The sequence below is a fragment of the Intrasporangium chromatireducens Q5-1 genome, assembly GCF_000576575.1.
In the GTDB taxonomy this organism is placed as follows: Bacteria; Actinomycetota; Actinomycetes; order Actinomycetales; family Dermatophilaceae; genus Intrasporangium_A; species Intrasporangium_A chromatireducens.
Window position 1 is genome coordinate 1 of the sequence record NZ_AWQS01000041.1, and the last position, 25,006, is coordinate 25,006.

At 70.3% G+C, this 25,006-nt stretch carries 20 protein-coding genes; 17 read left to right on the top strand and 3 right to left on the bottom strand.

The features are described from left to right. The 6 genes from infB to N864_RS07355 form a co-directional block, all read left to right on the top strand. Window positions 1-2,012 (top strand): translation initiation factor IF-2 (gene infB, locus N864_RS07330; protein ID WP_034715163.1); only part of this gene is annotated, 2,012 nt, incomplete at its 5' end. 278 nt (window positions 2,013-2,290) lie between these two features. Next, window positions 2,291-2,758, top strand: coding sequence for a 30S ribosome-binding factor RbfA (gene rbfA / locus N864_RS07335; RefSeq protein WP_034715166.1), 468 nt, complete (start codon window positions 2,291-2,293; stop codon window positions 2,756-2,758). Further along, a complete protein-coding gene (gene truB / locus N864_RS07340) occupies window positions 2,751-3,680 on the top strand; it encodes a tRNA pseudouridine(55) synthase TruB (RefSeq protein WP_034715168.1) in 930 nt (309 codons plus the stop codon). The genes rbfA and truB overlap by 8 nt, the downstream gene beginning before the upstream one ends. A 43-nt stretch (window positions 3,681-3,723) precedes the next feature. Further along, window positions 3,724-4,683 carry a bifunctional riboflavin kinase/FAD synthetase gene (locus N864_RS07345; RefSeq protein ID WP_034715195.1) on the top strand — a complete coding sequence of 320 codons (960 nt, stop codon included), beginning with the start codon at window positions 3,724-3,726 and terminating at the stop codon, window positions 4,681-4,683. 195 nt (window positions 4,684-4,878) lie between these two features. Next, window positions 4,879-6,744, top strand: a complete 1,866-nt coding sequence (locus N864_RS07350) for an AMP-dependent synthetase/ligase (RefSeq protein ID WP_034715170.1) — start codon at window positions 4,879-4,881, stop codon at window positions 6,742-6,744. Window positions 6,745-6,823: 79 nt separating this feature from the next. After that, entirely contained in the window at window positions 6,824-8,812 is a 1,989-nt protein-coding gene (locus tag N864_RS07355) for a TIGR03960 family B12-binding radical SAM protein (RefSeq protein ID WP_034715172.1), read from the top strand. Between the two features lie 154 nt (window positions 8,813-8,966). Here the strand turns inward: N864_RS07355 and N864_RS07360 are convergent, their stop codons facing one another. Then, window positions 8,967-9,500 (bottom strand): NUDIX hydrolase family protein, encoded by a 534-nt coding sequence (locus tag N864_RS07360; protein ID WP_034715174.1) that lies wholly within the window; start codon window positions 9,498-9,500, stop codon window positions 8,967-8,969. A 336-nt stretch (window positions 9,501-9,836) separates the two neighbouring features. Here N864_RS07360 and ileS point away from each other — a divergent pair, with 336 nt between their 5' ends. The 7 genes from ileS to N864_RS07395 are packed head-to-tail and all read left to right on the top strand — an operon-like array spanning window position 9,837 to window position 17,530. After that, a complete protein-coding gene (gene ileS, locus N864_RS07365; RefSeq protein WP_034715176.1) occupies window positions 9,837-13,100 on the top strand; it encodes an isoleucine--tRNA ligase in 3,264 nt (1,087 codons plus the stop codon). Beyond that, window positions 13,097-13,660, top strand: a complete 564-nt coding sequence (locus N864_RS07370; protein WP_051518310.1) for a GNAT family N-acetyltransferase — start codon at window positions 13,097-13,099, stop codon at window positions 13,658-13,660. Before ileS ends, N864_RS07370 begins: the two co-directional genes overlap by 4 nt. Then, window positions 13,657-15,045 carry a bifunctional folylpolyglutamate synthase/dihydrofolate synthase gene (locus tag N864_RS07375; protein ID WP_034715179.1) on the top strand — a complete coding sequence of 463 codons (1,389 nt, stop codon included), beginning with the start codon at window positions 13,657-13,659 and terminating at the stop codon, window positions 15,043-15,045. Before N864_RS07370 ends, N864_RS07375 begins: the two co-directional genes overlap by 4 nt. Window positions 15,046-15,070: 25 nt before the next feature. Then, window positions 15,071-15,511: a hypothetical protein gene (locus N864_RS07380; protein ID WP_034715181.1), complete on the top strand. Its 441-nt coding sequence runs from the start codon at window positions 15,071-15,073 to the stop codon at window positions 15,509-15,511. Window positions 15,512-15,513: 2 nt separating this feature from the next. Then, the gene (locus N864_RS07385; RefSeq protein WP_240474248.1) at window positions 15,514-15,918 is read left to right on the top strand and encodes a DUF4233 domain-containing protein; all 405 of its coding nucleotides are present in this window, start codon (window positions 15,514-15,516) and stop codon (window positions 15,916-15,918) included. Between the two features lie 5 nt (window positions 15,919-15,923). Further along, on the top strand, window positions 15,924-16,346 hold the full coding sequence (gene ndk / locus N864_RS07390; RefSeq protein WP_034715201.1) for a nucleoside-diphosphate kinase: 423 nt from the start codon (window positions 15,924-15,926) through the stop codon (window positions 16,344-16,346). A 50-nt stretch (window positions 16,347-16,396) separates the two neighbouring features. Further along, window positions 16,397-17,530: an FUSC family protein gene (locus N864_RS07395; RefSeq protein ID WP_034715183.1), complete on the top strand. Its 1,134-nt coding sequence runs from the start codon at window positions 16,397-16,399 to the stop codon at window positions 17,528-17,530. Window positions 17,531-17,578: 48 nt separating this feature from the next. Here N864_RS07395 and mctP read toward each other — a convergent pair whose 3' ends face one another. Together mctP and N864_RS07405 are read right to left on the bottom strand one after the other, a co-directional pair. Further along, window positions 17,579-19,252 carry a monocarboxylate uptake permease MctP gene (mctP, locus tag N864_RS07400; protein WP_034715185.1) on the bottom strand — a complete coding sequence of 558 codons (1,674 nt, stop codon included), beginning with the start codon at window positions 19,250-19,252 and terminating at the stop codon, window positions 17,579-17,581. Next, entirely contained in the window at window positions 19,249-19,539 is a 291-nt protein-coding gene (locus N864_RS07405; protein WP_205620888.1) for a DUF3311 domain-containing protein, read from the bottom strand. The genes mctP and N864_RS07405 overlap by 4 nt, the downstream gene beginning before the upstream one ends. A 170-nt stretch (window positions 19,540-19,709) precedes the next feature. On the opposite strand from N864_RS07405, the gene lpdA reads away from it, so the two are divergent. The 4 genes from lpdA (at window position 19,710) to N864_RS07425 (ending at window position 24,843) form a co-directional block, all read left to right on the top strand. After that, on the top strand, window positions 19,710-21,107 hold the full coding sequence (gene lpdA, locus N864_RS07410; RefSeq protein WP_034715187.1) for a dihydrolipoyl dehydrogenase: 1,398 nt from the start codon (window positions 19,710-19,712) through the stop codon (window positions 21,105-21,107). 79 nt (window positions 21,108-21,186) lie between these two features. After that, entirely contained in the window at window positions 21,187-22,041 is an 855-nt protein-coding gene (locus N864_RS07415; RefSeq protein ID WP_034715189.1) for a carbohydrate kinase family protein, read from the top strand. A 119-nt stretch (window positions 22,042-22,160) separates the two neighbouring features. Continuing rightward, window positions 22,161-22,430, top strand: a complete 270-nt coding sequence (gene rpsO / locus N864_RS07420; RefSeq protein ID WP_034715191.1) for a 30S ribosomal protein S15 — start codon at window positions 22,161-22,163, stop codon at window positions 22,428-22,430. Window positions 22,431-22,593: 163 nt separating this feature from the next. Continuing rightward, entirely contained in the window at window positions 22,594-24,843 is a 2,250-nt protein-coding gene (locus N864_RS07425) for a polyribonucleotide nucleotidyltransferase (protein ID WP_034715193.1), read from the top strand. Window positions 24,844-25,006 lie beyond the last annotated feature (163 nt).

Below are 25,006 nucleotides of genomic sequence, written 5' to 3' on the forward strand. Positions count from 1 at the left end.
GCTTCGGCGGCGGCCCCGGTGGTGGACCGCGCGGCGGCGGCTTCGGTGGTCCTCGCGGTGGCGGCGGCGGCCGCGGCTCGACGGCGGGTGCCTTCGGCCGCGGTGGCGGCCGGCCGGTCCGTGGACGCAAGTCCAAGCGGGCGAAGCGCCAGGAGTTCGAGCAGATGCAGGCCCCGACCGTCGGTGGCGTCAGCGTCCCGCGCGGTGACGGCTCGACGGTGGTGCGGGTGCGGCGCGGTGCGTCGCTGACCGACTTCGCCGACAAGATCAACGCCAACCCGGCGTCGCTGGTCACCGTGCTGTTCCACCTCGGTGAGATGGCGACGGCGACCCAGTCGCTCGACGAGGACACCTTCAAGCTGCTCGGTGCCGAGCTGGGCTACGACGTCCAGGTCGTCTCCCCCGAGGACGAGGAGCGCGAGCTGCTCGGCTCGTTCAACATCGACCTCGACGCCGAGCTCGAGGCCGAGGAGGACGAGGACCTCGAGGCGCGGCCCCCGGTCGTCACCGTCATGGGCCACGTCGACCACGGTAAGACGAAGCTGCTCGACGCGATCCGCTCAGAGCACGTCGCCGAGGACGAGGCCGGTGGCATCACCCAGCACATCGGTGCCTACCAGGTCGTCACGAGCCACGAGGGCCAGAAGCGCGCCGTCACGTTCATCGACACGCCGGGTCACGAGGCCTTCACGGCCATGCGTGCCCGGGGTGCGTCGGTGACGGACATCGCGATCCTCGTCGTCGCCGCGGACGACGGCGTCATGCCGCAGACCGTCGAGGCGCTCAACCACGCCCAGGCGGCCGGCGTGCCGATCGTCGTGGCGGTCAACAAGGTGGACAAGCCCGAGGCCAACCCGGCCAAGATCCGCCAGCAGCTGACCGAGTACAACCTGATCGCCGAGGAGTACGGCGGCGACACGATGTTCGTCGACGTGTCGGCGAAGCAGGGCACCAACATCGACGGCCTGCTCGAAGCGGTCCTGCTGACGGCCGATGCGGCGCTCGACCTCCGGGCAAACCCGAACAAGGACGCCCGTGGTGTCGCGATCGAGGCGCACCTTGACAAGGGCCGTGGCCCGGTGGCGACGGTGCTGGTTCAGTCGGGGACGCTGAAGGTCGGGGACGCCATCGTCGCCGGCAACGGTCACGGCCGCGTGCGAGCGATGCTCGACGAGCACGGCAACAACGTCGACGCGGCCCCGCCGTCGCGTCCGGTGCTCGTGCTCGGTCTCACGTCGGTCCCGGGAGCCGGTGACACGTTCCTCGTGGCACCCGACGACCGGACGGCACGTCAGATCGCCGAGCGTCGTGAGGCCGCCTCCCGGGCCGCCTCGCTCGCCAAGCGCCGCAAGCGCATCTCGCTCGAGGACCTCAACGAGGCCCTCGCCGCGGGCAAGGTCGACACCCTCAACCTCATCCTCAAGGGTGACGTGTCGGGTTCGGTCGAGGCGCTCGAGGACGCCCTGCTCAAGATCGATGTGGGCGACGAGGTCGACCTGCGGATCATCCACCGCGGTGTCGGTGCGATCACGCAGAACGACGTCAACCTCGCCACGGTCGACGACGCCATCATCATCGGCTTCAACGTCCGGCCCGCCGAGCGTGTCGCCGAGCTCGCCGACCGGGAGGGCGTGGACATGCGCTTCTACTCGGTCATCTACCAGGCGATCGACGACGTCGAGGCGGCCCTCAAGGGCATGCTGAAGCCGATCTACGAAGAGGTCCAGCTCGGCACCGCCGAGATCCGCGAGATCTTCCGCTCGAGCAAGTTCGGCAACGTCGCGGGTTCGCTCGTGCGCTCGGGCGAGATCAAGCGCGGCACCAGGGCCCGCATCGTGCGCGACGGCACCGTCGTGGGCGAGGCCGAGATCGCCGGGCTGCGCCGGTTCAAGGATGACGTCACGGAGGTCCGCGAGGGCTTCGAGTGCGGCATCAACCTGGGGTCGTTCAACGACATCCAGATCGAGGACGTCATCGAGACGTTCGAGATGCGCGAGAAGCCGCGCGACTGACGCGGAGCAGTGGACTGGCCGGGACCCGAAAGGGCCCCGGCCAGTCCCGTCTGTGCCGACCACCTCGAGAGGCCACCAACCCACGAGAGGCCAGCTCACGCCATACATCTGTATGACGGGAGCTGGCCTCTCGTCGGGTAGTGGCCCTTCGTCGGGTGGTGGCCCTTCGACGGGAGGGGAGCGGTGTGAGCCGGCCGCCAGCGCGGCCACTAGGGTGAGGAGTCTGGGCCGCACCTCGGTCCGTCCGTCGCCCCCGTCCCCGAGCCCAGGAGGTCGTCATGGCTGACCCCGCCCGCGCACGCAAGATCGCAGACCGGATCAAGGTCATCGTCGCGGAGTATCTCGAGCACCGGGTCAAGGACGAGCGGCTCGGCTTCGTCACGATCACCGACACCCGCGTCACCGGCGACCTGCAGCACGCCTCGGTCTTCTACACCGTCTTCGGTGACGACGAGGCGCGCCGGGCGACCGCCGACGTGCTCGAGGCCTACCGGGGCCGGATCCGGTCCGCGGTCGGCAAGCAGATCGGCATCCGCCTCACGCCGTCGCTCGAGTTCATCGCCGACGCGCTGCCCGAGGGCGCCGCCCACCTCGAGGACCTGGTGAGCCGCACCCGTGCCCGCGACGCCGAGCTCGCCCGCGCGGCGGCCGGCGCACGCCACGCCGGCGAGCCCGACCCGTACAAGAAGCCGGTCGATCACGACGAGGACACCGACGAGGACGCGGGTCCCTCGACCGATGCTTGACGGCCTGCTCGTCGTCGACAAGCCGGCCGGCTGGACGAGCCACGACGTCGTCGGCCGGACGCGCCGCCTGGCCGGCACCCGCCGCGTGGGTCACGCCGGCACCCTCGACCCGATGGCGACCGGAGTGCTAGTCCTGGGCATCGGGCGGGCCACGCGGCTGCTCACCTTCCTCGTCGGCTGCGACAAGGCCTACACGGCGACCGTCCGGCTCGGCCAGGCGACGGTCACCGACGACGCCGAGGGGGAGACGGTGGAGGCGCTCGGCGTGTCCGACTGGGCCGGGGTCGAGGCGGCGCTGCCCCATGCGGTGTCGCTGCTGACCGGCACCATCGAACAGGTGCCCAGCGCGGTCAGCGCGATCAAGGTGGACGGGGTGCGCAGCTATGCCCGCGTCCGCGCCGGCGACGAGGTCAAGCTGGAGCCGCGCGCCGTGACCGTGAACCGGTTCGACGTCCTGCGCACCACCCCGGTGACGGTCACGACCGAGTCCGGGCAGACGGTGCCCGTCGTGGACGTCGACATCGACGTCGAGGTGTCCTCCGGCACCTACGTCCGAGCCCTGGCGCGGGATCTCGGCCGCAGCCTGGGGGTCGGTGGGCACCTGACCGCGCTGCGCCGCACCCGTGTGGGCGCGTTCACCCTCGAGCACGCCGTCCGTCTCGACGAGCTGACCGAGCGGTCCGAGCGCGACGGGGCGAGCGGCATACCGCTCATCTCGATGGCCGACGCGGCGCGCACCCAGATGCCCGTGCACGAGGTCAGCGCCGAGGACGCCACGCGGATCGGCCACGGCCAACGGATCGCGGCCGGACCGGGCGGGTGCGACGTCGTGGCGGCGATCGACCCGGAGGGCCGCCTCGTCGCGATCCTCGACGAGTCGCGGGCCACGGCCCGGCCGAAGGTCGTGTTCCCCTTCACCTGACGCGCGGACGGCGCAGGAGGGGCCGCCCACTACAGTGGTCGCCGTGCAACGGTGGTACGGAACCGACGACATCCCCGACGACCTCGGGTCGACCGTCGTCACCCTTGGCAACTTCGACGGGGTCCACCGCGGGCACCGGGAGGTCCTCGGACGCGTCGTGGCCGAGGCGGCCGAGCGCGGAGCCGTCCCCGTCGCCGTGACCTTCGAGCCGCACCCGATCGCGGTGCTCTACCCGGACCGGGCGCCGACGATGATCACCTCGGTCGAGCAGCGGCTCGAGGAGCTCGAGGCGGTCGGCCTCGGTGCGACGCTCGTCATCGAGTTCACCCGCGAGTTCGCCAAGGAGACACCCGACGAGTTCGTCCACGCCACCTTCGTCGAGGCGTTGCACGCCTGCGCCGTCGTGGTGGGCAAGGACACCCGCTTCGGGGTGCAGAACTCGGGCGACGTGCAGACCCTGCGCGAGCTCGGCGCCAAGTACGGCTTCGACGTCATCGCCCTCGAGGACATCGGCGAGGGCACCCGATGGAGCTCGACCCAGCTGCGCTCCGAGCTGGCGGCCGGCAACGTCGGCCACGCGGCGCAGATCCTCGGTCGGCCCCACCGCGTCTCCGGGACCGTCGTCCACGGCGACCACCGGGGCCGGGAGCTCGGCTACCCGACGGCCAACCTCAGCGACCGGCACGAGGGGATGGTGCCCGCGGACGGCGTCTACGCCGGCTGGCTGGTGCGCCGGGACCTCGAGCCGGGACACCCCGACCGGATGCTGCCGGCCGCGATCTCGATCGGCACGAACCCCACCTTCGAGGGCCATGTGCGCCGGGTCGAGGCCTACGTCCTCGACCGGACGGACCTGGACCTGTACGGCGAGGCCGTGGCGTTCGAGTTCGTCGAGCGGCTTCGGGAGACCCTGAAGTTCGATTCGGTCGACGCGCTGACCGAGCAGATGGCCGACGACGTCGAGCGCTGCCGGCACATCCTGTCGGCCATCGTCCCGTCCTGATCTCCGCCCGGGCGGCCCGTGCCAGACAGGCAGCCGCCCGAGGGCGCGCAGGGCGCCGGCACGGGCCGCGAAATTACCGACCGGTCACGGTGCGGTCTCATCGCGCCGGCAGCGCGTGACCTGTCCCGGCTCTCGTGGCATCATCCGCACCATGGGGCCCGCGCCGGGGCCACCGTGACCCGAAGGAGTGTCGTCATGGCCAGCCTCTCCGCGCAGGACGAGAAGGTCGACTGGTCGGTCCTGCAGGGCCGAGCCGCGAGCGTCGGAGCCCTCCTTCGGAACCGGGTGGAGGCGACCCCCGACAAACCCGCGTTCCAGTACTTCCGCGACCCGTCGAGCGCCGAGCTCACCACCGTGACCTGGGCCGAGGCCTACGACCTCATCGAGGCCCTCGCCGCGGGACTGATCGACCTCGGCATCGGGCTCGAGGACCGCGTCGCCCTCGCGTCGCAGACCCGCTACGAGTGGGTCATCGCCGATCTCGCCATCGTCTCCGCCGGCGGTGCCACGACGACCGTCTACCCGACGACGATCGGTGAGGACGTCGCCTACATCCTCACGGACTCCGGCAGCTCGGTCGTCTTCGCCGAGGACGACGCCCAGGTGGCCAAGCTCGCCGAGCGCCGCACCGAGATCCCCGGGGTCCGGCACGTCGTCACCTTCACCGGCTCGGCGTCGGAGGACGGCTGGGTGATGACCCTCGCCGACCTCGAGTCCCGCGGCCGCGCTGCGCTCGAGGCACAGCCGTCGCTGGTGCGCGACCGCGTCGACGAGATCAAGTCGGAGCACCTCGCCACGCTCATCTACACGTCCGGCACCACCGGCCGGCCCAAGGGCGTGCGGCTCGTGCAGGACAGCGTCGTCTATGAGGGCGCCGTCATCGAGGCCGGCGGGATGATCGGGCCGGACGACCTCCAGTTCCTCTGGCTGCCGCTCTCGCACGTGTTCGGCAAGATGCTCGTCGCGACCGCCCTGCAGATCGGCTTCCCGACAGCGGTCGACGGCCGCATCGACAGGATCGTCGACAACATGGCGATCGTCCGGCCGACCTTCATGGCGGGCCCGCCGCGGATCTTCGAGAAGGCCCACGGGCGGATCGCGACGATGTTCGCCGCCGAGACCGGCATCAAGAAGGCCCTGATCGACTGGGCGCTCGGGGTCGGAGCGCAGATGCGGGACGTCCGCGAGCGTGGTGAATCGCCGTCGCCGCTGCTGTCCGTCCAGCACGCCCTCGCGACCAGGCTCGTCCTCGGCAAGGTGCAAGAACGCTTCGGCGGCCGCGTCCGGTTCATGATCAGCGGCTCGGCCCCGCTCGACGCCGACGTCGCGAAGTGGTTCGGCGCCGTGGGGCTGCTCGTCCTCGAAGGCTACGGGCTGACGGAGTCGTCGTCGGGCACGACCGTCAACCGGTCCGAGCCGGGCGCGTACGTCTACGGGTCCGTGGGCTGGCCCCTGCCGGAGACCGAGGTGCGCATCGCGGATGAGGACGGCGAGATCCTCATCAAGGGCCCGGGCGTCATGCGCGGCTACCACAACAACCCCGAGGCGACGGCCGAGGTGCTCACCGAGGACGGCTGGTTCCGCACGGGCGACATCGGCCGGATCGACGAGCGCGGCTTCGTCTACGTGACGGACCGCAAGAAGGACGTGTTCAAGACCTCCGGCGGCAAGTACATCGCGCCGGCGGCGATCGAGGCGAAGTTCAAGGGCATGTTCCCCTACCTGAGCCAGTTCGTCGTCCACGGCGCCGGGCACCACTACGCGACCGCCCTGGTCACCCTCGACCCCGATGCGATCACCGCGTGGGCGGCGGCGCAGGGCCTGGCCGGCCGCAGCTACTCCGAGATCGTCTCCTCGCCGGAGGCGCACGCCCTGGTGCAGGGAGCCATCGACGAGCTCAACGCCGGCCTGAACCGCTGGGAGACGATCAAGAAGTTCACGATCCTCGACCACGACCTCACCATCGAGGAGGGCGACCTGACGCCGAGCATGAAGCTGCGTCGCAAGGCGGTCACCGACAAGTACCGGCACGAGCTCGACGCGATGTACGAGGAGGCCTGAGCCGCCTTCAAGCCGGGGGCTCGGATGCCCACCCAGCGGCGGCGGCAGGTGAGCGGCATACGGCATCTAAACTGTGCGGATGCCCGGTGAGTCGATCTTCCATGCCCTCGAGCCGCTGCTGGAGCGGGTGAGCAAGCCCATCCAGTACGTCGGCGGCGAGCTCAACTCCACCGTCAAGGACTGGCACGTCGGCGGGTTCGGACCCGCGGGGGAGGAGCTGACCACCCGGTGGGCCCTGATGTACCCCGACGCCTACGAGGTCGGCCTGCCCAACCAGGGCGTCATGATCCTCTACGAGGTCATCAACGAGCGGCCCGACGCGCTCGCCGAGCGCACCTACGCAGTGTGGCCCGACATGGAGGCGCAGCTGCGAGGGGCCGGCCTGCCCCAGTTCACCGTCGACGGCCACCGGCCGGTGCGCGACTTCGACCTGCTCGGTGTCTCCTTCTCGACCGAGCTGGGCTACACGAACCTGCTCACCGCCCTCGACCTCGCCGGCATTCCGCTGTATGCCGCTGAGCGGGCTCTCGAGGACCCCATCGTCATCGCGGGTGGACACGCCGCGTTCAACCCGGAGCCGATCGCCGACTTCATCGACGCGGCGATCGTCGGCGACGGCGAGCAGGCGGTCCTCGTGGTCACCGACATCGTCCGGGACTGGAAGGCGGAGGGACGCCCCGGCGGTCGCCGCGAGCTGCTCCTCCGTCTCGCGCGCACCGGCGGCGTCTATGTGCCGTCCTGCTATGACGTCAGCTACCTTCCCGACGGGCGCATCCAGCGCGTGGCGCCGTCACCCGACGCCCCGGGCGTGCCCTGGCGCGTCTCGAAGCACACGGTCATGGACCTCGATGCGTGGCCGTATCCCAAGCAGCCGCTCGTCCCCCTCGCCGAGTCCGTGCACGAGCGGATGTCCGTCGAGATCTTCCGGGGGTGCACCCGTGGGTGCCGGTTCTGTCAGGCCGGGATGATCACCCGGCCGGTGCGCGAGCGGTCCATCACCGGCATCGGCGAGATGGTCGAGCGGGGCCTCGCCGCGACCGGGTTCGAGGAGGTCGGGCTGCTCTCGCTCTCCTCCGCCGACCACTCCGAGATCGCCGACCTCACCAAGGGTCTCGCCGACCGCTACGAGGGCACGCAGACGGGGCTGTCACTGCCCTCGACCCGCGTCGACGCCTTCAACATCGACCTCGCGAACGAGCTGACCCGCAACGGCCGCCGCTCCGGGCTGACCTTCGCCCCCGAGGGTGGCTCCGAGCGGATCCGCCGCGTCATCAACAAGATGGTGACCGAGGAGGACCTCATCAACACGGTCGCCGCGGCCTACGGGGCGGGCTGGCGCCAGGTGAAGCTGTACTTCATGTGCGGCCTGCCGACCGAGACGGACGAGGACGTGCTGCAGATCGCCGAGCTCGCGAGCAAGGTCATCGAGACCGGCCGGCGGGTCTCGGGTCGTCGCGACATCCGCTGCACCGTCTCGATCGGCGGTTTCGTCCCCAAACCCCACACCCCCTTCCAGTGGGCGGCCCAGCTCGGCCCGGAGGAGACGGACGCCCGGCTGCTCAAGCTGCGCGAGGCGATCCGGGCCGACCGCAGCTACGGCTCCTCGATCGGTTTCCGCTACCACGACGGCCAGCCCGGCGCGGTCGAGGGACTGCTGTCCCGGGGGGACCGGCGGATCGGGCGCGTCATCGAGGCGGTGTGGCGTGACGGGGGCCGGTTCGACGGGTGGAGCGAGCACTTCTCCTACGAGCGGTGGATGCGGTGCGCAGAGGAGGCCCTCGCCGACTACCCGGTCGACGTCGCCTGGTACACGACACGGGAGCGGGAGCAGAACGAGGTCCTGCCGTGGGACCACCTCGACTCGGGCCTCGACAAGGACTGGCTCTGGGAGGACTGGCAGGACGCGCTCGACGGGCGGGAGGTCGACGACTGCCGCTGGACACCGTGCTTCGACTGCGGCGTCTGCCCGCAGATGGGCACCGAGATCGAGATCGGCCCCACCGGCAAGAAGCTGCTGCCGCTCACGGTCCTCGGACAGGGACGCGCGGAGCTCGTCGAGCAGCGCTGACCTGGCCCCCGGCCCGGTCGAGGTAATCGCCGGGCACCACTGTCCGGTAAATACCTCGAACCACCGTGTGTCGCGCTCGGTCGAGGTAATCGCCGGACACCACCGTCCGGTAAATACCTCGAACCGTCGCGCGTCGACCCACCGCGCCCCGGGCTCAGATCGGGTGGCCGACGTGCGCGAGGGCCTGCCGGACGAGCACTCCGTGGCCGCCGGTCATCTCCCCGCGCTGCGCCATCGCCGCGGCGTCCTCCGGGTTGACCCAGGCCAGCTCGAGGGCGTCCTGCTGAGGTCGGCAGTCACCCATGACGGGCACGACGTAGGCGAGCGAGACCGCGTGCTGGCGCGGGTCGTGGTAGGGCGTCACGCCGGGCGTCGGGAAGAACTCCGCCACCGTGAAGGGCTGTGGTGACAACGGGATCCGGGGGAGTGCGACGGGACCGAGGTCGGTCTCGATGTGCCGGGCGAGCGCGTCACGGATGCGCTCGTGGTAGAGGACGCGGCCGCCGACGACCTCGTGGCCGATGCCGCCGTCGGAGTCGGCCCGCAGCAGCAGGCCGACGTGGGTGACCGCGCCCCGGTCGTCGGCCCGGACCGGGATGGCGTGCACGTAGAGGATCGGCAGCCGGTCGCGTGCCGCGTCGAGCTCTTCACGGCTCAGCCACGAGCTGGCCCTGTCCACCTCGGTCATGCCCCTGCCTCTCGTCGACGAACCTGCCGGGGTTCACTATGCCCGACCGGGCTCCGCCGAGTGCAGGCGCTCACCCGCTAGACTGGCGGCACAGACGTCTGAGCCGTCATCAGCGGCGAGTCTCCGGAAGAACGGGCGCCACCCCGGTGGGGCCTCACTAGAACCGGACGGGTGGGCCCGTCACAGCCTGAACGAAGCGGTCGTATGCCGCTCACCTCGCTCTCGCGAGCGGGTGGGCTCACGCGGCAAGCGAGGTGGTACCGCGGTGCCGCCGGGTCGTCCCGGTGGTGTCGTCCTCGTCGAGTGACGGAGCAAGCGACGCAGGAGACGACCCACATGACCTACCCCCAGGTCACCACGGACCCGCAGCACCAGGGCGACGTGCCCTCCTCTCCCCGGTTCCCGGAGATCGAGGAGCGAGTCCTCAAGTACTGGGACGAGGACGGCACCTTCGTCGCGTCCGTCGAGAACCGCCCCGCGGGCGAGAACGGCGCGAACGAGTTCGTCTTCTACGACGGGCCCCCGTTCGCGAACGGCCTGCCGCACTACGGGCACCTGCTCACCGGCTATGTCAAGGACATCGTGCCGCGCTACGAGACGATGCGCGGCAAGCGCGTCGAGCGCCGGTTCGGCTGGGACACCCACGGGCTGCCGGCCGAGCTCGAGGCGATGCGCCAGCTCGGGCTGAAGACGAAGCAGGAGATCGTCGACCTCGGGATCGACAAGTTCAACGACGCGTGCCGCGCCTCGGTGCTCAAGTACACCGACGACTGGCGCAGCTATGTGACGCGCCAGGCCCGCTGGGTCGACTTCGACAACGACTACAAGACGCTCAACCCGACCTTCATGGAGTCGGTCATCTGGGCGTTCAAGACGCTCTACGACAAGGGCCTGGTCTACGAGGGCTTCCGGGTGCTGCCGTACTGCTGGAACGACCAGACGCCGCTGTCGAACCACGAGCTCCGCATGGACGACGACGTCTACAAGATGCGCCAGGACCCGGCGGTCACGATCGGCTACCGCCTCGAGACCGGTGAGCTCGCCCTGATCTGGACGACCACGCCGTGGACCGTGCCGTCCAACATCGCGATGGCCGTGCACCCCGACATCGACTATGTCGTCGTCGAGTCCGACTTCACGGGTGTCACCGAGCGCTACATCATCGCCGAGGCGCGACTCGGCGCCTATGCCAAGGAGCTCGGCGGGTCCGACCCGGAGACGCTGCAGGACCGGGTCGTGGCCCGGATGAAGGGCTCGGAGATCGTCGGGCGCCGCTACACGCCGCCGTTCTCCTACTTCCTCGGCCACCCCAACGGCCACGTCGTGCTGCCCGCGGACTACGTCACGACCGAGGACGGCACCGGTCTGGTCCACATCGCCTCCGCGTTCGGCGAGGAGGACAAGGTGCTCACCGACGCGTTCGGCATCGACGTGGTCGTGCCGGTCGCCGCCGACGGCACCTTCACCTACCCCGTCACCGAGTACGAGGGGATGCACGTCTTCGACGCGAACCCGCACATCATCGACCACCTCAAGGCGCGCACCCGCGGCGAGGGCGAGATGGGCGCGACGACCGAGGGCACCGTCCTGCTGCGCCGCGAGACCTACGACCACAGCTACCCGCACTGCTGGCGGTGCCGCCAGCCGCTGATCTACATGGCCGTGTCGAGCTGGTTCGTCGAGGTCACGAAGATCAAGGAGCGGATGCTCGAGCTGAACCAGCAGATCGACTGGACGCCCGAGCACGTCAAGGACGGCCAGTTCGGCAAGTGGCTCGCCAACGCGCGCGACTGGTCCATCTCGCGCAACCGCTTCTGGGGCAGCCCGATCCCGGTCTGGAAGTCGGACAACCCCGAATACCCCCGCATCGACGTCTACGGCTCGTTCGAGGAGCTCGAGCGGGACTTCGGCGTGCGCGTCACCGACCTGCACCGCCCCGGCATCGACCGGCTGACCCGCCCGAACCCCGACGACCCGACGGGCCGCTCCACCATGCGCCGCGTCGAGGACGTGCTCGACGTGTGGTTCGACTCCGGCTCGATGAGCTTCGCGCAGGTGCACTACCCCTTCGAGAACGCCGACTGGTTCGAGCACCACTTCCCGGGCGACTTCATCGTCGAGTACATCGGGCAGACCCGCGGCTGGTTCTACACGCTCCACATCCTCGCGACGGCCCTGTTCGACCGACCCGCCTTCAAGTCCTGCGTGAGCCACGGCATCGTCCTCGGCTCCGACGGCCAGAAGATGAGCAAGTCGCTGCGCAACTACCCCGACGTGACCGAGGTCTTCGAGCGCGACGGGGCCGATGCCATGCGCTGGTTCCTCATGAGCAGCCCGATCCTGCGCGGCGGCAACCTCATCGTCACCGAGCAGGGGATCCGCGACGGGGTCCGCCAGGTCATCATCCCGCTCTGGAACGCGTGGTCCTTCTTCGCGCTCTACGCCAACACCGCGGGCGGTGGCTCGGGCTACGAGGCGCGGCGGTCCACGGCCTCGGCGGACGTCCTTGACCGCTACCTCCTGGCCAAGCTGCACGAGTTCGTCGGGCAGATGCGGGAGCAGCTCGACGACTACGAGATCGCCGCGGCGTGCGACACGACGCGCACATTCCTCGACGTGCTGACGAACTGGTACATCCGCCGGTCGCGCGACCGGTTCTGGGGCGGCGAGTCCGACGAGTCCCGGGCGGCCTTCGACACGCTGTGGACGGCGCTCGAGACGGTGACGCGTGCGGTGGCCCCGCTGCTGCCCCTCGTCACCGAGGAGATCTGGCGTGGGCTCACCGGCGGCCGCTCCGTCCACCTCGAGGACTATCCGGATCCGGCCGACCTGCCGGCGGACCCGGAGCTCGTCTCGGCCATGGACCGCGCCCGCGAGGTCTGCTCGACCGGCTCGAGCCTGCGCAAGGCCCAGGGACTGCGGGCGCGCCTGCCCCTCGCCGCGCTCACCGTCGTCGTGCCCGACCCCGACGCACTGGCGCCGTTCGAGGCGATCATCCGCGACGAGCTCAACGTCAAGGCGCTCCGCCTCGTCGAGCTCGGCTCGACGAGCGGTGGCGACTACGGCGTCACCCAGCGGCTCACCGTCAACGCCCGGGTCGCTGGGCCGCGGCTCGGCAAGGACGTCCAGACGGCGATCCGGGGTAGCAAGTCCGGCGAGTGGTCGGTCTCGCCGGAGGGCACCGTGACCTCGGGAGGACTCGAGCTGCAGGACGGCGAGTACGTCCTCGAGACCGTCGTGGCCGGGGACGAGTCGGGGGCGTCGGCGACCGCGATGCTGGCGCACGGCGGCTTCGTCGTGCTCGACACGCAGGTGACACCGGAGCTCGCGAGCGAGGGCTTGGCCCGTGACCTCGTCCGCGCGGTCCAGCAGGCCCGTCGCGACGCCGGGCTGCACGTCAGCGACCGGATCAGCCTCACCATCACGGGAACGGACGCGGTCTTCGAGGCCACCGTCGCGTACCGTGACCTCATCGTCGGTGAGACGCTGGCCACGCAGTTCTCCTCGGCGGGGGCCGACCATGCGCTCCCGGACGGGATGGGGGCGGCGGTCGTCGTCGGAGACGGACAGGAGGCACGAATCATGGTGGCGAAGCGATGAGCGCAGGGGGCAACGAGGGGGCGGTCGTCATCCGTACGGCGACCGGCGACGATCTCGACGGCATCGTCCGGGTCGGGCACGAGACCTGGCGCGCCACGTACGAGCCGATCGCCGGCCCCGAGTACGTCCAGATGGGGCTCGCCAAGTGGTGGACCGCCGACGCGGTGATCCCCGGCATCAGGGTCGGCCGCACGCTGGTCGCCGACGACGGCGGCACCGTGGTGGGGATGGCGTCGTACGGTAGCCAGGACGACGAGCTCGTCCTGTGGAAGCTCTACATCCTGCCGGACCACCAGGGGCGGGGCATCGGACGCAGCCTCCTCGACGAGGTCGTGGCCCGGGCGAGCCAGCTCGGGCATGCCGAGCTGCACGTCTCCTACATCGAGGGCAACGACCAGGCCGGCCGGTTCTACGAGCGCAACGGCTTCCGCCAGGCCCACCGCGAGGCCGGGGGGTCGGGCCTGCCCGACGAGATCTGGTTGGTCAAGGACCTGTCCGGGGGCGACGTTGCCCTGCCGGCGGACGGCGCGGTCGCCCGCGAGGAGCGGGGCACCCGGTGAGCCCGCGTCCTGACGCGGCGGCGCACGAGGCGGCGCGCCGTCTCGAGGAGCGCAAGCGGATGCGCGAGATCGAGACCGAGATCCTGTCCCGGGCCCCGGAGAACGACATCGGCCCGTCCCTCGACCGAATTCGGGCCGTGATGGAGCTGGCCGGCGACCCGCAGCTCGCCTTCCCCGTCATCCACCTGACCGGCACGAACGGCAAGACCTCGACGAGCCGGATGATCGACACGATCCTGCGTGAGCTCGGCCTGTCGACCGGGCGGTTCACCTCGCCGCACCTGCACGACCTGCGCGAACGGATCGCCCTGTCGGGCAAGCCGATTCCGCGCCACAAGTTCATCGCCGCCTATGAGGACGTCAAGCCGCTCGTCGACATCGTCGACGGCTCCTCGGCCGAGTCAGGTGGTCGTCGCCTCAACTTCTTCGAGACCCTCGTCGCCGTCGCCTACGCCGCGTTCGCCGACGCCCCGGTCGACGTCGCCGTCGTCGAGGTGGGCCTGGGCGGCACCTGGGACGCCACGAACGTCGTCGACGGCAAGGTGGCGGTCATCACCCCCATCGACCTCGACCACACCCATCTGCTCGGCGACGACATCGCCTCCATCGCCGAGGAGAAGTCCGGCATCATCAAGCCCGACTCGATCACGGTCTCCGCCCTGCAGGAGGACGATGCCGTGGAGGTGCTCACCGAGCGCGCCGAGCAGGTCGGGTCGCGCCTCGTCCTCGAGGGGCGCGACTTCGGGGTGCTGACGCGCGACGTCGCCCTCGGCGGCCAGGTGGTCTCGCTCCGGGGGCTCGCCGGTGACTACCCGGACCTGTTCCTGCCCCTGCATGGCGCCCACCAGGCCCAGAACCTCGCGACGGCCGTCGCTGCCGTCGAGGCCTTCATGGGCGGGGGAGAGCAGCCCCTCGACCACGACGTGCTGCTCGCGGCCTGCGCGGCGATGGCCTCGCCCGGCCGGCTCGAGGTCGTCCGGCGCTCCCCGACGGTCGTCGTCGACGCCGCCCACAACCCGCACGGGGCGCGGGCGCTGGTCACCGCGCTCGAGGAGGCCTTCACGTTCACGCGCCTCGTCGGGCTGCTCAGCGTCGTCGCGGACAAGGACGCCGTCGGCATCCTCGAGGTCCTCGAGCCGGTGCTGTCCGAGGTCGTCATCACCCGCAACTCCTCGCACCGTGCGCTCGACCCGGCGCGGCTCGGCCAGCTGGCGACCGGCATCTTCGGCGAGCACCGGGTCACCATCGTGCCGAACCTTCCCGACGCCCTCGAGCAGGCGGTGACGCTGGCCGAGGCCGACGGCATGGGCGGGGGAGTGCTCGCCACCGGCTCGGTCATCACCGCTGGTGAGGTGCGCCTCCTGCTCGGCCACGACCAGACGTGACCGAGCCCGCACGTAGGCTCGACCCATGATCCTCCGGCTCCTGCTCATCGTCGTGGTCCTCATCGTGGCGGTCGTGCTCTACGGGCGCCTCGTCGGCCGCCGTGACGCCGAGACGACCTACCCGGGGCTCACGGAGCAGGCCCGGGCCAGGATCAGCCGTGAGATCAGCGCCGGACGCAAGATCAACGCGATCAAGGTCTACCGGGAGGCGACGGGCGCCGCCCTGACGGATGCCAAGCGCGTCATCGACACCTGGTTCGTCCCCGGCCAGGGCCCCGGGGTCGAGGACGCCGCGCGGTCGTGGACCGAGGGCCGCCTCACGCCCGAGGCGCGGGCCCGGATCAGCGCGCTCATCGACGACGGCCGCCGCGAGGACGCCATGACCCTCTACGCGGAGGCGACCGGGGCCAGCGACACCGAGGCCCAGGCGATCATCCGCACGTGGGACACCACCCAGGACTACTGACCATGGACACGAAAGGCACCCGGGATCGCATGTCGCGGCTCGTCTTCTACGGCACGACCGGCAAGTTCACCTGGCGCATGCTCGCCACGGTGCTGGCCGGCCAGTCGATCATCATCTTCTTCGGCGCCCTCGTGGCACGTGGCGCCGCCATCGCCGACTCCGAGCCGGCCGCCGCGGGCCGCTACCTGCTCGTCGGCTCGGCCGTCGCGGCGCTGTGCCTCCTCGGCTCCGGGCTGACGCGCAAGCCGTATGGCGTCACCCTCGGCTGGGTGGTCCAGCTCCTCACGATCCTGGCCGGCTTCGTCGTGCCGATGATGTTCCTCGTGGGCCTGATCTTCCTCGCGCTGTGGGTCGTCTCGCTGCTCCAGGGCGGCAAGGTCGACCGGATGCAGGCCCCGGTAGGGTGACCGCCGTGACCACCGAACGTTCCCTCGTCCTGATCAAGCCCGACGGATTCCAGCGCGGACTCACCGGGGAGGTGCTGCGCCGCATCGAGGCCAAGGGCTACACGCTCGGGGCCCTGGCCATCGTCACGCCGACGCGGGAGCTGCTCGCCAAGCACTACGCCGAGCATGAGGGCAAGCCGTTCTACGAGCCGCTCCTCGAGTTCATGTCCTCCGGCCCCGTGACCGCTGCCGTCATCGAGGGACAGGACTGCATCAAGGGCTTCCGCTCGCTCGCCGGCGCGACCAACCCGACCGACGCCGCACCGGGCACGATCCGTGGCGACTTCGGCCGCGACTGGGGCACCCAGGTGCAGCAGAACATCGTCCACGGGTCCGACTCACCCGACTCGGCGAGCCGCGAGATCGGCATCTGGTTCCCCGAGCTCTAGCCGTGCTCCCGCATGGCGGGCGGTGACCTCGACGACGGGTGGAGGAAGCGGTGACGGAGCAGGGCCGCAGCGACACACCGGTCGCCGACCTCCTCGACCGGGCCTGGGACCGCAGCCGGCTGTCCCTGCGCGCCCGGGTGCGCCGGGTCCGCAGCTCCGCGTTCCTCGTTCTCCAGTCCGCCCTCGCGGCAGGATTTGCCTGGTGGTTCGCCACCGACGTCATCGGCCACCAGCAGGCGTTCTTCGCCCCGATCGTCGCGGTCGTGTGCCTCGGCATGTCCTACGGGCAGCGGCTCCGGCGGGTCCTCGAGGTCGCCGTCGGTGTGGCGGTCGGCGTCTTCACCGCGGACCTGTTCGTCCACTTCGTCGGGACGGGGCCCTGGCAGGTGACCGTCATCGTCATCGCCTCGATGCTCATCGCACTGCTCCTCGACGCCGGCCGCGTCATCGTCACCCAGGCGGCGGTGCAGAGCATCGTCGTCACGACGCTCGTGGCGAGCCCCGGTCAGGCCTTCACGCGCTGGACCGACGCACTGATCGGCGGCGGTGTCGCCCTCGTCGCCGCGACCGTCGTCCCGCAGGCTGCCCTGCGCCGGCCTCGCGTCGCTGCCTCGGCCGTCGTGCGCAAGATGAGCGAGCTGTTCCGCCGCGCCGCGACGAGCGCCGCCGACGGCGACGTCGAGGGCGCCGCGCAGGTGCTGGCGTCGGCCCGCGGCACCGACGGCCTGCTGCGTGAGCTCGGGACCGCTGCGGACGAGGGCCTCTCGGTCCTGACGAGCTCCCCCTTCTCCCGCGGCCACGCGCCGGGCGTCCGCAAGATGGTCGACCTCGTCGGGCCGCTGGACCGGGCGATGCGCAGCACCCGGGTCCTCGTCCGGCGCGTCACCGTCGCCGTCGGCCGCGGTGAGGCTCTGCCCCAGGGCTACGTCGACGTGCTGCGCGAGCTCGCCGATGCGACCGACGTCATCGCGCGCGCCCTTGCCGAGAACGCCGCACCCGACGCCGGCCGGATCGCGGTCGAGCGAGTGGCCCAGGCCTGCGGCGAGCTGCCCCGCACACCGAGCCTCGCGACCGAGACGGTGCTCGCCCAGCTGCGCTCGGTCGTCGTCGACCTGCTGCAGCTGACCGGGATGGACGTCGACGAGGCCGTCGCCGCGATGCCGCCCGAGCGCCCGCGCGACTAGCCGGAGCGAGAGGCGCGGGCCCTGCGGACCGCGGTGGGCGGCATACGGTCAGGCAGACGGGGTCGTCTCGTGGGCGCCGAGGTCGATCTTCTCCACCCGCGGGTCACCGGCGTCAGCGAAGTAGTCGGCCGGGATGGTCTCGTCGAGACCCTCGGCGGCCCTGACGAGCCGGAAGACCACCGTGAAGACGGCGGCGACGACGACGTTGATGACGAACGACGTGAGCGCGATGTAGCCCAGCTCTCCGATGCCCGGGATCGTCGCCAGCGACCCGCCGAAGTGCGCCTTCGTCGCCGGGTTGATGACGTTGTAGGCGGACACCGTGCCGTAGCCCATGCCGACCGCCCAGCCGAGGAGCAGCGCCCAGCGGTGGAACCAGCGGGTGTAGAGATAGAAGACGACCGACGGGAACGTCTGCAGGATCCAGATACCGCCGAGCAGCTGGAAGTTCAGCGCGTTGGTCTTGTCGAGGGCGAGGACGAACACGAGCGCGAACGCCTTGACGACGAGGGAGGTGAACTTCGAGACCCGCGCCTCCTCCGACGGTGAGGCCTCCGGCCTGATCCACGCCTTGTAGATGTTGCGGGTGAAGGTGTTGGACGCGGCGATCGACATGATCGCGGCCGGCACGAGGGCACCGATCGCGATGGCGGCCCAGGCGACGCCCGCGAACCACGACGGGAAGAAGTCCTCGAACAGCTGCGGCACGACCAACTGGGGGTTGGGCTTGCCGTCGAGCCCGATCGGCTTGGTGCCGGCCGCGATCGCGACCCAGCCGAGCAGCGCGAGCAGCCCGAGCAGGAACGAGTAGGCCGGCAGGATCGAGGCGTTGCGCCGGATCGTGTTGCGGCTCTTCGCCGACAGTGTCGCCGTGACCGAGTGGGGGTACATGAACAGCGCCATCGCGGACCCGAGCGCGAGGGTGGCGTAGGCCCAGTACTGCCCGGCCGGCGGGATGAACGAGCCCGTCGGCTTGCCGGTCACCGGGTTCGTCGTCTGCATCTTGTTCTGGGCCGCGTCGAAGACGTGGGCCCAGCCGCCGACCTTGGACGGCAGGTAGATGACCGCGACGATGATGACGAGGTAGATCAGGGTGTCCTTGACGAAGGCGATGACCGCCGGCGCGCGAAGTCCCGACGTGTAGGTGTAGAGCGCGAGCACGAGGAACGCGATGAAGATCGGCGCGTCCTTCGCCACCACGTTGCCGCCGCCACCGACGCCGGCCACCTCGAGCACGGCCTGGATGCCGACCAACTGCAACGCGATGTAGGGCATCGTCGCGAGGAAGCCCGTGACCGCGACGGCGAGGGACAGCCCGCGCGAGCCGGAGCGGCCGTGGACGAAGTCGGCCGGCGTGACGTAGCCGTGCCGGTGCGACACCGACCAGAGCCGCGACATGAACACGAAGATGATGGGGTAGAGCACGATCGTGTACGGGACGGCGAAGAAGCCGCTGACGGCACCGGCCGAGAACATCGCCGCCGGCACCGCGACGAAGGTGTAGGCCGTGTAGAGGTCGCCGCCGAGCAGGAACCACGTGATCCACGTGCCGAAGCTGCGCCCCCCGAGGCCCCACTCCTCGAGGCTCGCCATGCTGTCGGGCCGGCGCCACCGGGCCGCCCAGAAGCCGGCCACCGCGACGATGACGAAGAAGATGATGAGGACCACGAGGCCGACGCCGTTGACGCCGGTGTTCGGCCCGGCCGCGACCAGGGCGGTCATCGGACGTCCTCCTCGTCGAGGAACTCGGTGCCCTCCGGGTTCATCGGCCGGTGCGGACGCGCCTTGAGGACGACGCGGTAGGCGGCGTAGGTCAGCGCCGAACAGATGATGACCCAGAGGAACTGGTACCAGATGAAGAAGGGGAAGCCGGCCAGCCGGGGCCCGTCCTTGGCGTAGGTGCCGACGAGCATCAGGGCGACGATCGGGATCGCGACGAGGATGCCCGCCACGACGAGCAGACCCGTGTTGGCCGGTGGAGCATCATGGTGGTGCGGCGTTGCGCTCAAGGTGGACTCCATTGTCCGGGTCCCGTGATTGGGGCCGTACCTTTCGGAAAATACTCCCGCACGGGCCCCGCTGGGGAGATCCCGACAGCCCCATCTGCACGACGGGCACCACTGGGCGGGCCCGGCAGTTGGGTGCGGCCCGTCGCAGCGCCACCGATAGGCTGTGCGGCATGGCTGATTTCGATGTGGTTGTGCTCGGTGCAGGTCCCGGTGGCTACGTCGCGGCGATCCGTGCCGCGCAGCTCGGCAAGAAGGTCGCGGTCGTCGAGAAGCGCTACTGGGGCGGGGTCTGCCTCAACGTCGGGTGCATCCCGAGCAAGGCGCTGCTGCGCAACGCCGAGATCGCCCACATCATCACGCACGAGAAGAAGACCTTCGGCATCGAGGGCGACGCGACGATGTCCTTCGGGACGACCCACGCCCGCAGCCGCAGCGTCGCCGACGCCAGCGCCAAGGGCGTCCACTACCTGATGAAGAAGAACAAGATCGAGGAGGTCGACGGCTGGGGCACGATCACCAGCCCCACGTCCATGGACGTCGCCCTCAACGACGGGTCCACGCGCAGCCTGACGTTCGACAACCTCATCATCGCGACGGGGGCCACGGTGCGGATGCTTCCGGGGATGCAGACGAGCACCAACGTCGTCACCTACGAGGAGCAGATCCTCGACGCCAACCTCCCCGGCTCGATCATCATCGGCGGCTCGGGCGCCATCGGCGTCGAGTTCGCCTACGTCCTCAAGAACTTCGGCGTCGACGTCACCATCGTCGAGTTCCTCGACAGGATGGTCCCGACCGAGGACGCCGACGTCTCCAAGGAGCTGCAGCGCCAGTACAAGAAGCTCGGGGTCAACGTGCTGCTCTCCACCGCGGTCAAGAACGTGGAGGACACCGGCTCCGGGGTCCGCGTCACGGTCGCGCCCGCCGCCGGCGGCGACGAGAAGGTCCTCGAGGCCGACAAGTTCCTCGCGGCCTTCGGCTTCGCCCCGCGGGTCGAGGGCTTCGGCCTCGAGGCCTCCGGGGTGCAGCTCACCGAGCGCGGTGCCATCGCCGTCGACGCCCGCGGCCGGACCAACGTGCCGAACGTCTACGCGATCGGTGACTGCACCGGCAAGCTGATGCTCGCGCACACCGCCGAGGCGATGGGCGTCGTCGCCGCCGAGACGATCGCCGACGCGGAGACGATGGAGATCAACTTCGACATGATCCCGCGGGCGACCTTCTGCCAGCCGCAGATCGCCTCGTTCGGCTACTCCGAGCAGCAGGCGCGCGACAAGGGCTACGACGTCAAGACGGCCAGCTTCCCCTTCTCCGCCAACGGCAAGGCGCGTGGCATGGCCGAGGGAGTCGGCTTCGTCAAGATCGTCGCCGACGCCGAGCACAACGAGCTCCTCGGTGCGCACCTGATCGGCCCTGAGGTGACCGAGCTGCTGCCCGCCCTCACCCTCGCCCAGCAGTGGGACCTCACCGCCGACGAGGTGGCGCGCAACATCTTCGCCCACCCCACGCTCAGCGAGGCGATGAAGGAGGCCGTCGAGGGCATCGTCGGCCACATGATCAACCTCTGACGCACCCCGCGCAGAAGGTATGCCGCTCAGCTCGGCCAGCTGGGCGGCATACCTCGTCCTGGCGTGAGGAAGGAACGAGATGCCGGACGTCGTCGTCTGCGGGCCCGCTTCGTGGAACGAGCTCGTCACGCTCGACGCGCTGCCCGAGCCGCGGCCGCACACGGTGTTCGCCCGGAGCACCCATGAGACCCTCGGCGGCACGTCGGCCGGCAAGGCGCTGCACCTGGCGCAGCGGGGCAGGTCGGTGCGGCTGTACACCGTCGTCGGCGACGATGACGTGGCACCGCGGATCCTCGGCGCCCTGCAGGCCTCCGGGGTCGACGTGGCGGCGCGGAGGGTGGCCGGCCCGAGCGAGCGGCACCTCAACCTCATGACGGAGCGCGGGGAGCGGGTCTCGATCTACCTGGCGACCCCTGCCGAGCCGGGTGAGCCGCCGCTGGGGCTGCGCGGGCTCGCCGGACTGGCCGACGCGCGCGCGGTCGTGCTCGACCTGGCCCCGTGGACGCGTGAGCTGGCCCTGACCGACGGCGCCGGCGCCGGCCTGCCGATCTGGACCGACCTGCACGACTACGACGGGAGCGCCCCCTTTCACGAGCCCTACCTGGCAGCTGCCCGGCGCGTCTTCCTCAGCAACGACGCCATGCCGGAGCCGCTGCCCTTCATGCACGCCACCGTCGACCGGGGTGCCGAGCTCGTCGTCTGCACCCTCGGCGCCGACGGTGCGCTCGCGGTGGATGCCGACCACCATGAGCTGCGGGTTGCCGCGCCGCACGTCGAGCGGGTGGTCGACACGAACGGTGCGGGTGACGCGTTCTTCGCGGGCTTCCTCGACGCGACCCTCGACGGGGCGACGGTGGAGCAGGCCCTGCGCACGGCCGCCGACCAGTCCGGACGGGCGCTGGGCAGCCGCCACCTCAGCCCGTTGCTCGATTAGGGGGCGCGCGACCGCGCTGTTAGGCTGATGGGTGCCGTTTGATCGGCCGCGGATCGAGAGAGCCCGGGTGAACCTGCCCCGGGGCGCCGCGCAACGAGTGAGATAGGAGTCGGTCATCCATGCCTTTGGACGCTGACGTGAAGAAGAAGATCATCGACGAGTACGCCACGACCGAGGGCGACACCGGCTCCCCGGAGGTCCAGATCGCGATGCTGACGCAGCGGATCAAGGACCTCACCGAGCACTCGCGTGCGCACGCCCACGACCACCACAGCCGGCGTGGGCTGCTGCTGCTCGTCGGTCGCCGCAAGCGGATGCTCCGCTACCTCGAGGCCACCGACATCGAGCGTTACCGCTCCCTCATCAAGCGACTCGGTCTGCGTCGATGAACTCATGACGGAAGGCGGTCACCGCACGTGGTGCGGCGACCGCCTTCCGTCATAGATGCCGCTCAGCCGGCAGAGATGCCGGGACCTCCCGGCGACGAAGGAACCCCGCACACAACGACGATGTGCGAGGGCACGTGAAGAGAAAAAGAAAGCGAGGGCCCACATGGAGGGTCCAGACATCACCTTCGCCGAGGCCGTGATCGACAACGGCAGCTTCGGCACCCACAAGGTCCGGTTCGAGACCGGCCGCCTCGCGAGGCAGGCCGCGGGGGCCGTGACGGCCTACCTCGACGACGACACGATGCTCCTGTCCACGACGGCCGCCGGCAAGCAGCCCAAGGAGCAGTTCGACTTCTTCCCGCTGACGGTGGACGTCGAGGAGCGCATGTACGCCGTGGGCCGGATCCCCGGCTCGTTCTTCCGTCGCGAGGGTCGCCCCTCGACCGACGCCATCCTCACCTGCCGTCTCATCGACCGGCCGCTGCGCCCCACCTTCAAGAAGGGCCTGCGCAACGAGGTGCAGGTCGTCATCACCGTGCTGTCCCTCAACCCGGACCACCAGTACGACGTCCTCGCGATCAACGCCGCGAGCGCGTCGACGCAGATCTCCGGGCTGCCCTTCTCGGGGCCGGTCGGCGGCGTGCGCGTCTCGCTCATCGACGGCCAGTGGGTCGCCTTCCCGAGCTTCTCCGACATCGAGCGCTCGACCTTCGACATGGTCGTCGCCGGACGGGTCGTCACGAAGCAGGACGGCAGCGATGACGTCGCGATCATGATGGTCGAGGCCGAGTCCACCGAGTCGACCTGGCACCTCGTCAAGAACGAGGGCAAGCAGGCGCCGACCGAGGACGTCGTGGCTGAAGGTCTCGAGGCCTCGAAGAAGTTCATCAAGGTCCTCTGCGACGCCCAGTCCGAGCTCGCCACCAAGGCCGCCAAGCCGGTGGAGGAGTTCCCCGTCTTCCTCGACTACCAGGACGACGTCTACCAGGCCGTCGAGTCGGCCGTGTCGACGCAGACCGCTGAGGCCCTGACGATCGCGGGCAAGCAGGAGCGCGAGACCCGGATCGACGAGATCAAGGACGCGATGAAGGCCGAGCTCGGCGGCACGGCCGACGCGCCGGGCCCGTTCGCCGGTCGTGAGAAGGAGCTCTCCGCTGCCTTCCGTGCCCTGCAGAAGAAGCTCGTCCGCCAGCGCATCCTGCGCGACCAGGTCCGCATCGACGGGCGCGGGCTGGCCGACATCCGGGCGCTCTCGGCCGAGGTCGAGGTCGTCCCGCGGGCCCACGGGTCGGCCATCTTCGAGCGTGGCGAGACCCAGATCATGGGCGTCACGACGCTGAACATGCTCAAGATGGAGCAGCAGCTCGACACGCTCTCGCCGCAGACGCGCAAGCGCTACATGCACAACTACAACTTCCCGCCCTACAGCACCGGTGAGACCGGCCGGGTCGGGTCGCCGAAGCGCCGTGAGATCGGCCACGGTGCCCTCGCCGAGCGGGCCCTGATGCCGGTGCTGCCGTCGCGCGAGGAGTTCCCCTACGCGATCCGCCAGGTGTCCGAGGCGCTCAGCTCCAACGGCTCGACCTCGATGGGCTCCGTGTGCGCCTCGACGCTCTCGCTGCTCAACGCCGGTGTGCCGCTGCGCGCGCCGGTCGCCGGCATCGCGATGGGCCTCGTCTCGGACGAGGTCGACGGCGAGACGCGCTACGCCGCGATGACGGACATCCTCGGAGCCGAGGACGCCTTCGGTGACATGGACTTCAAGGTCGCCGGCACCAAGGACTTCGTCACGGCCATCCAGCTGGACACGAAGCTCGACGGCATCCCGGCATCGGTCCTCGCGAGTGCGCTGACCCAGGCCCACGAGGCCCGGCTGCACATCCTCGACGTCATGGCCGAGGCGATCGACATGCCCGACGAGATGAGCCCCTACGCGCCGCGCATCATCACGGTGAAGGTCCCCGTCGACAAGATCGGTGAGGTCATCGGCCCGAAGGGCAAGATGATCAACCAGATCCAGGACGACACGGGCGCCGACATCTCGATCGAGGACGACGGCACGGTGTTCATCGGCGCGACCGACGGCCCCTCTGCGGAGGCTGCGCGCGCGGCGATCAACGCGATCGCCAACCCGCAGATGCCCGAGGTCGGAGAGCGGTTCCTCGGCACGGTCGTCAAGACGACGACGTTCGGTGCGTTCGTCTCGCTCCTGCCGGGCAAGGACGGCCTGCTGCACATCTCCGAGGTGCGCAAGCTCGTCGGCGGCAAGCGGATCGACAGTGTCGACGACGTCGTCAAGGTCGGCCAGAAGATCCAGGTCGAGCTTAAGGAGATCGACCCGCGCGGCAAGCTCTCCCTCGCTGCGGTTCTCCCCGATGAGGACAAGAAGGAAGAGGCTCCCGCCGAGGCCTGATCCCCGGTTGGCTGTCCGTGGCCCGTCACCCTCGTGGGGGTGGCGGGCCACGTCTCGTTCGCCCCGTCCCCGTCGGAAACTGGCCTCTCGACGTGGTCCCAGCCCGTCGGTTCGTGGCCTCTCGACGTGGTGAACCGACGAAGGGCCACGAACCGTCGAAGGG

Excerpts from the sequence above, each read along its gene's own strand:
- rbfA (WP_034715166.1), top strand. The coding sequence starts at position 2,291 with ATGGCTGACCCCGCCCGCGCACGCAAGATCGCAGACCGGATCAAGGTC.
- truB (WP_034715168.1), top strand. The coding sequence starts at position 2,751 with ATGCTTGACGGCCTGCTCGTCGTCGACAAGCCGGCCGGCTGGACGAGC.
- N864_RS07350 (WP_034715170.1), top strand. The coding sequence starts at position 4,879 with ATGGCCAGCCTCTCCGCGCAGGACGAGAAGGTCGACTGGTCGGTCCTG.
- N864_RS07355 (WP_034715172.1), top strand. The coding sequence starts at position 6,824 with ATGCCCGGTGAGTCGATCTTCCATGCCCTCGAGCCGCTGCTGGAGCGG.
- N864_RS07360 (WP_034715174.1), bottom strand. The coding sequence starts at position 9,500 with ATGACCGAGGTGGACAGGGCCAGCTCGTGGCTGAGCCGTGAAGAGCTC.
- ileS (WP_034715176.1), top strand. The coding sequence starts at position 9,837 with ATGACCTACCCCCAGGTCACCACGGACCCGCAGCACCAGGGCGACGTG.
- N864_RS07370 (WP_051518310.1), top strand. The coding sequence starts at position 13,097 with ATGAGCGCAGGGGGCAACGAGGGGGCGGTCGTCATCCGTACGGCGACC.
- N864_RS07380 (WP_034715181.1), top strand. The coding sequence starts at position 15,071 with ATGATCCTCCGGCTCCTGCTCATCGTCGTGGTCCTCATCGTGGCGGTC.
- N864_RS07385 (WP_240474248.1), top strand. The coding sequence starts at position 15,514 with ATGGACACGAAAGGCACCCGGGATCGCATGTCGCGGCTCGTCTTCTAC.
- mctP (WP_034715185.1), bottom strand. The coding sequence starts at position 19,252 with ATGACCGCCCTGGTCGCGGCCGGGCCGAACACCGGCGTCAACGGCGTC.
- lpdA (WP_034715187.1), top strand. The coding sequence starts at position 19,710 with ATGGCTGATTTCGATGTGGTTGTGCTCGGTGCAGGTCCCGGTGGCTAC.
- N864_RS07415 (WP_034715189.1), top strand. The coding sequence starts at position 21,187 with ATGCCGGACGTCGTCGTCTGCGGGCCCGCTTCGTGGAACGAGCTCGTC.
- rpsO (WP_034715191.1), top strand. The coding sequence starts at position 22,161 with ATGCCTTTGGACGCTGACGTGAAGAAGAAGATCATCGACGAGTACGCC.
- N864_RS07425 (WP_034715193.1), top strand. The coding sequence starts at position 22,594 with ATGGAGGGTCCAGACATCACCTTCGCCGAGGCCGTGATCGACAACGGC.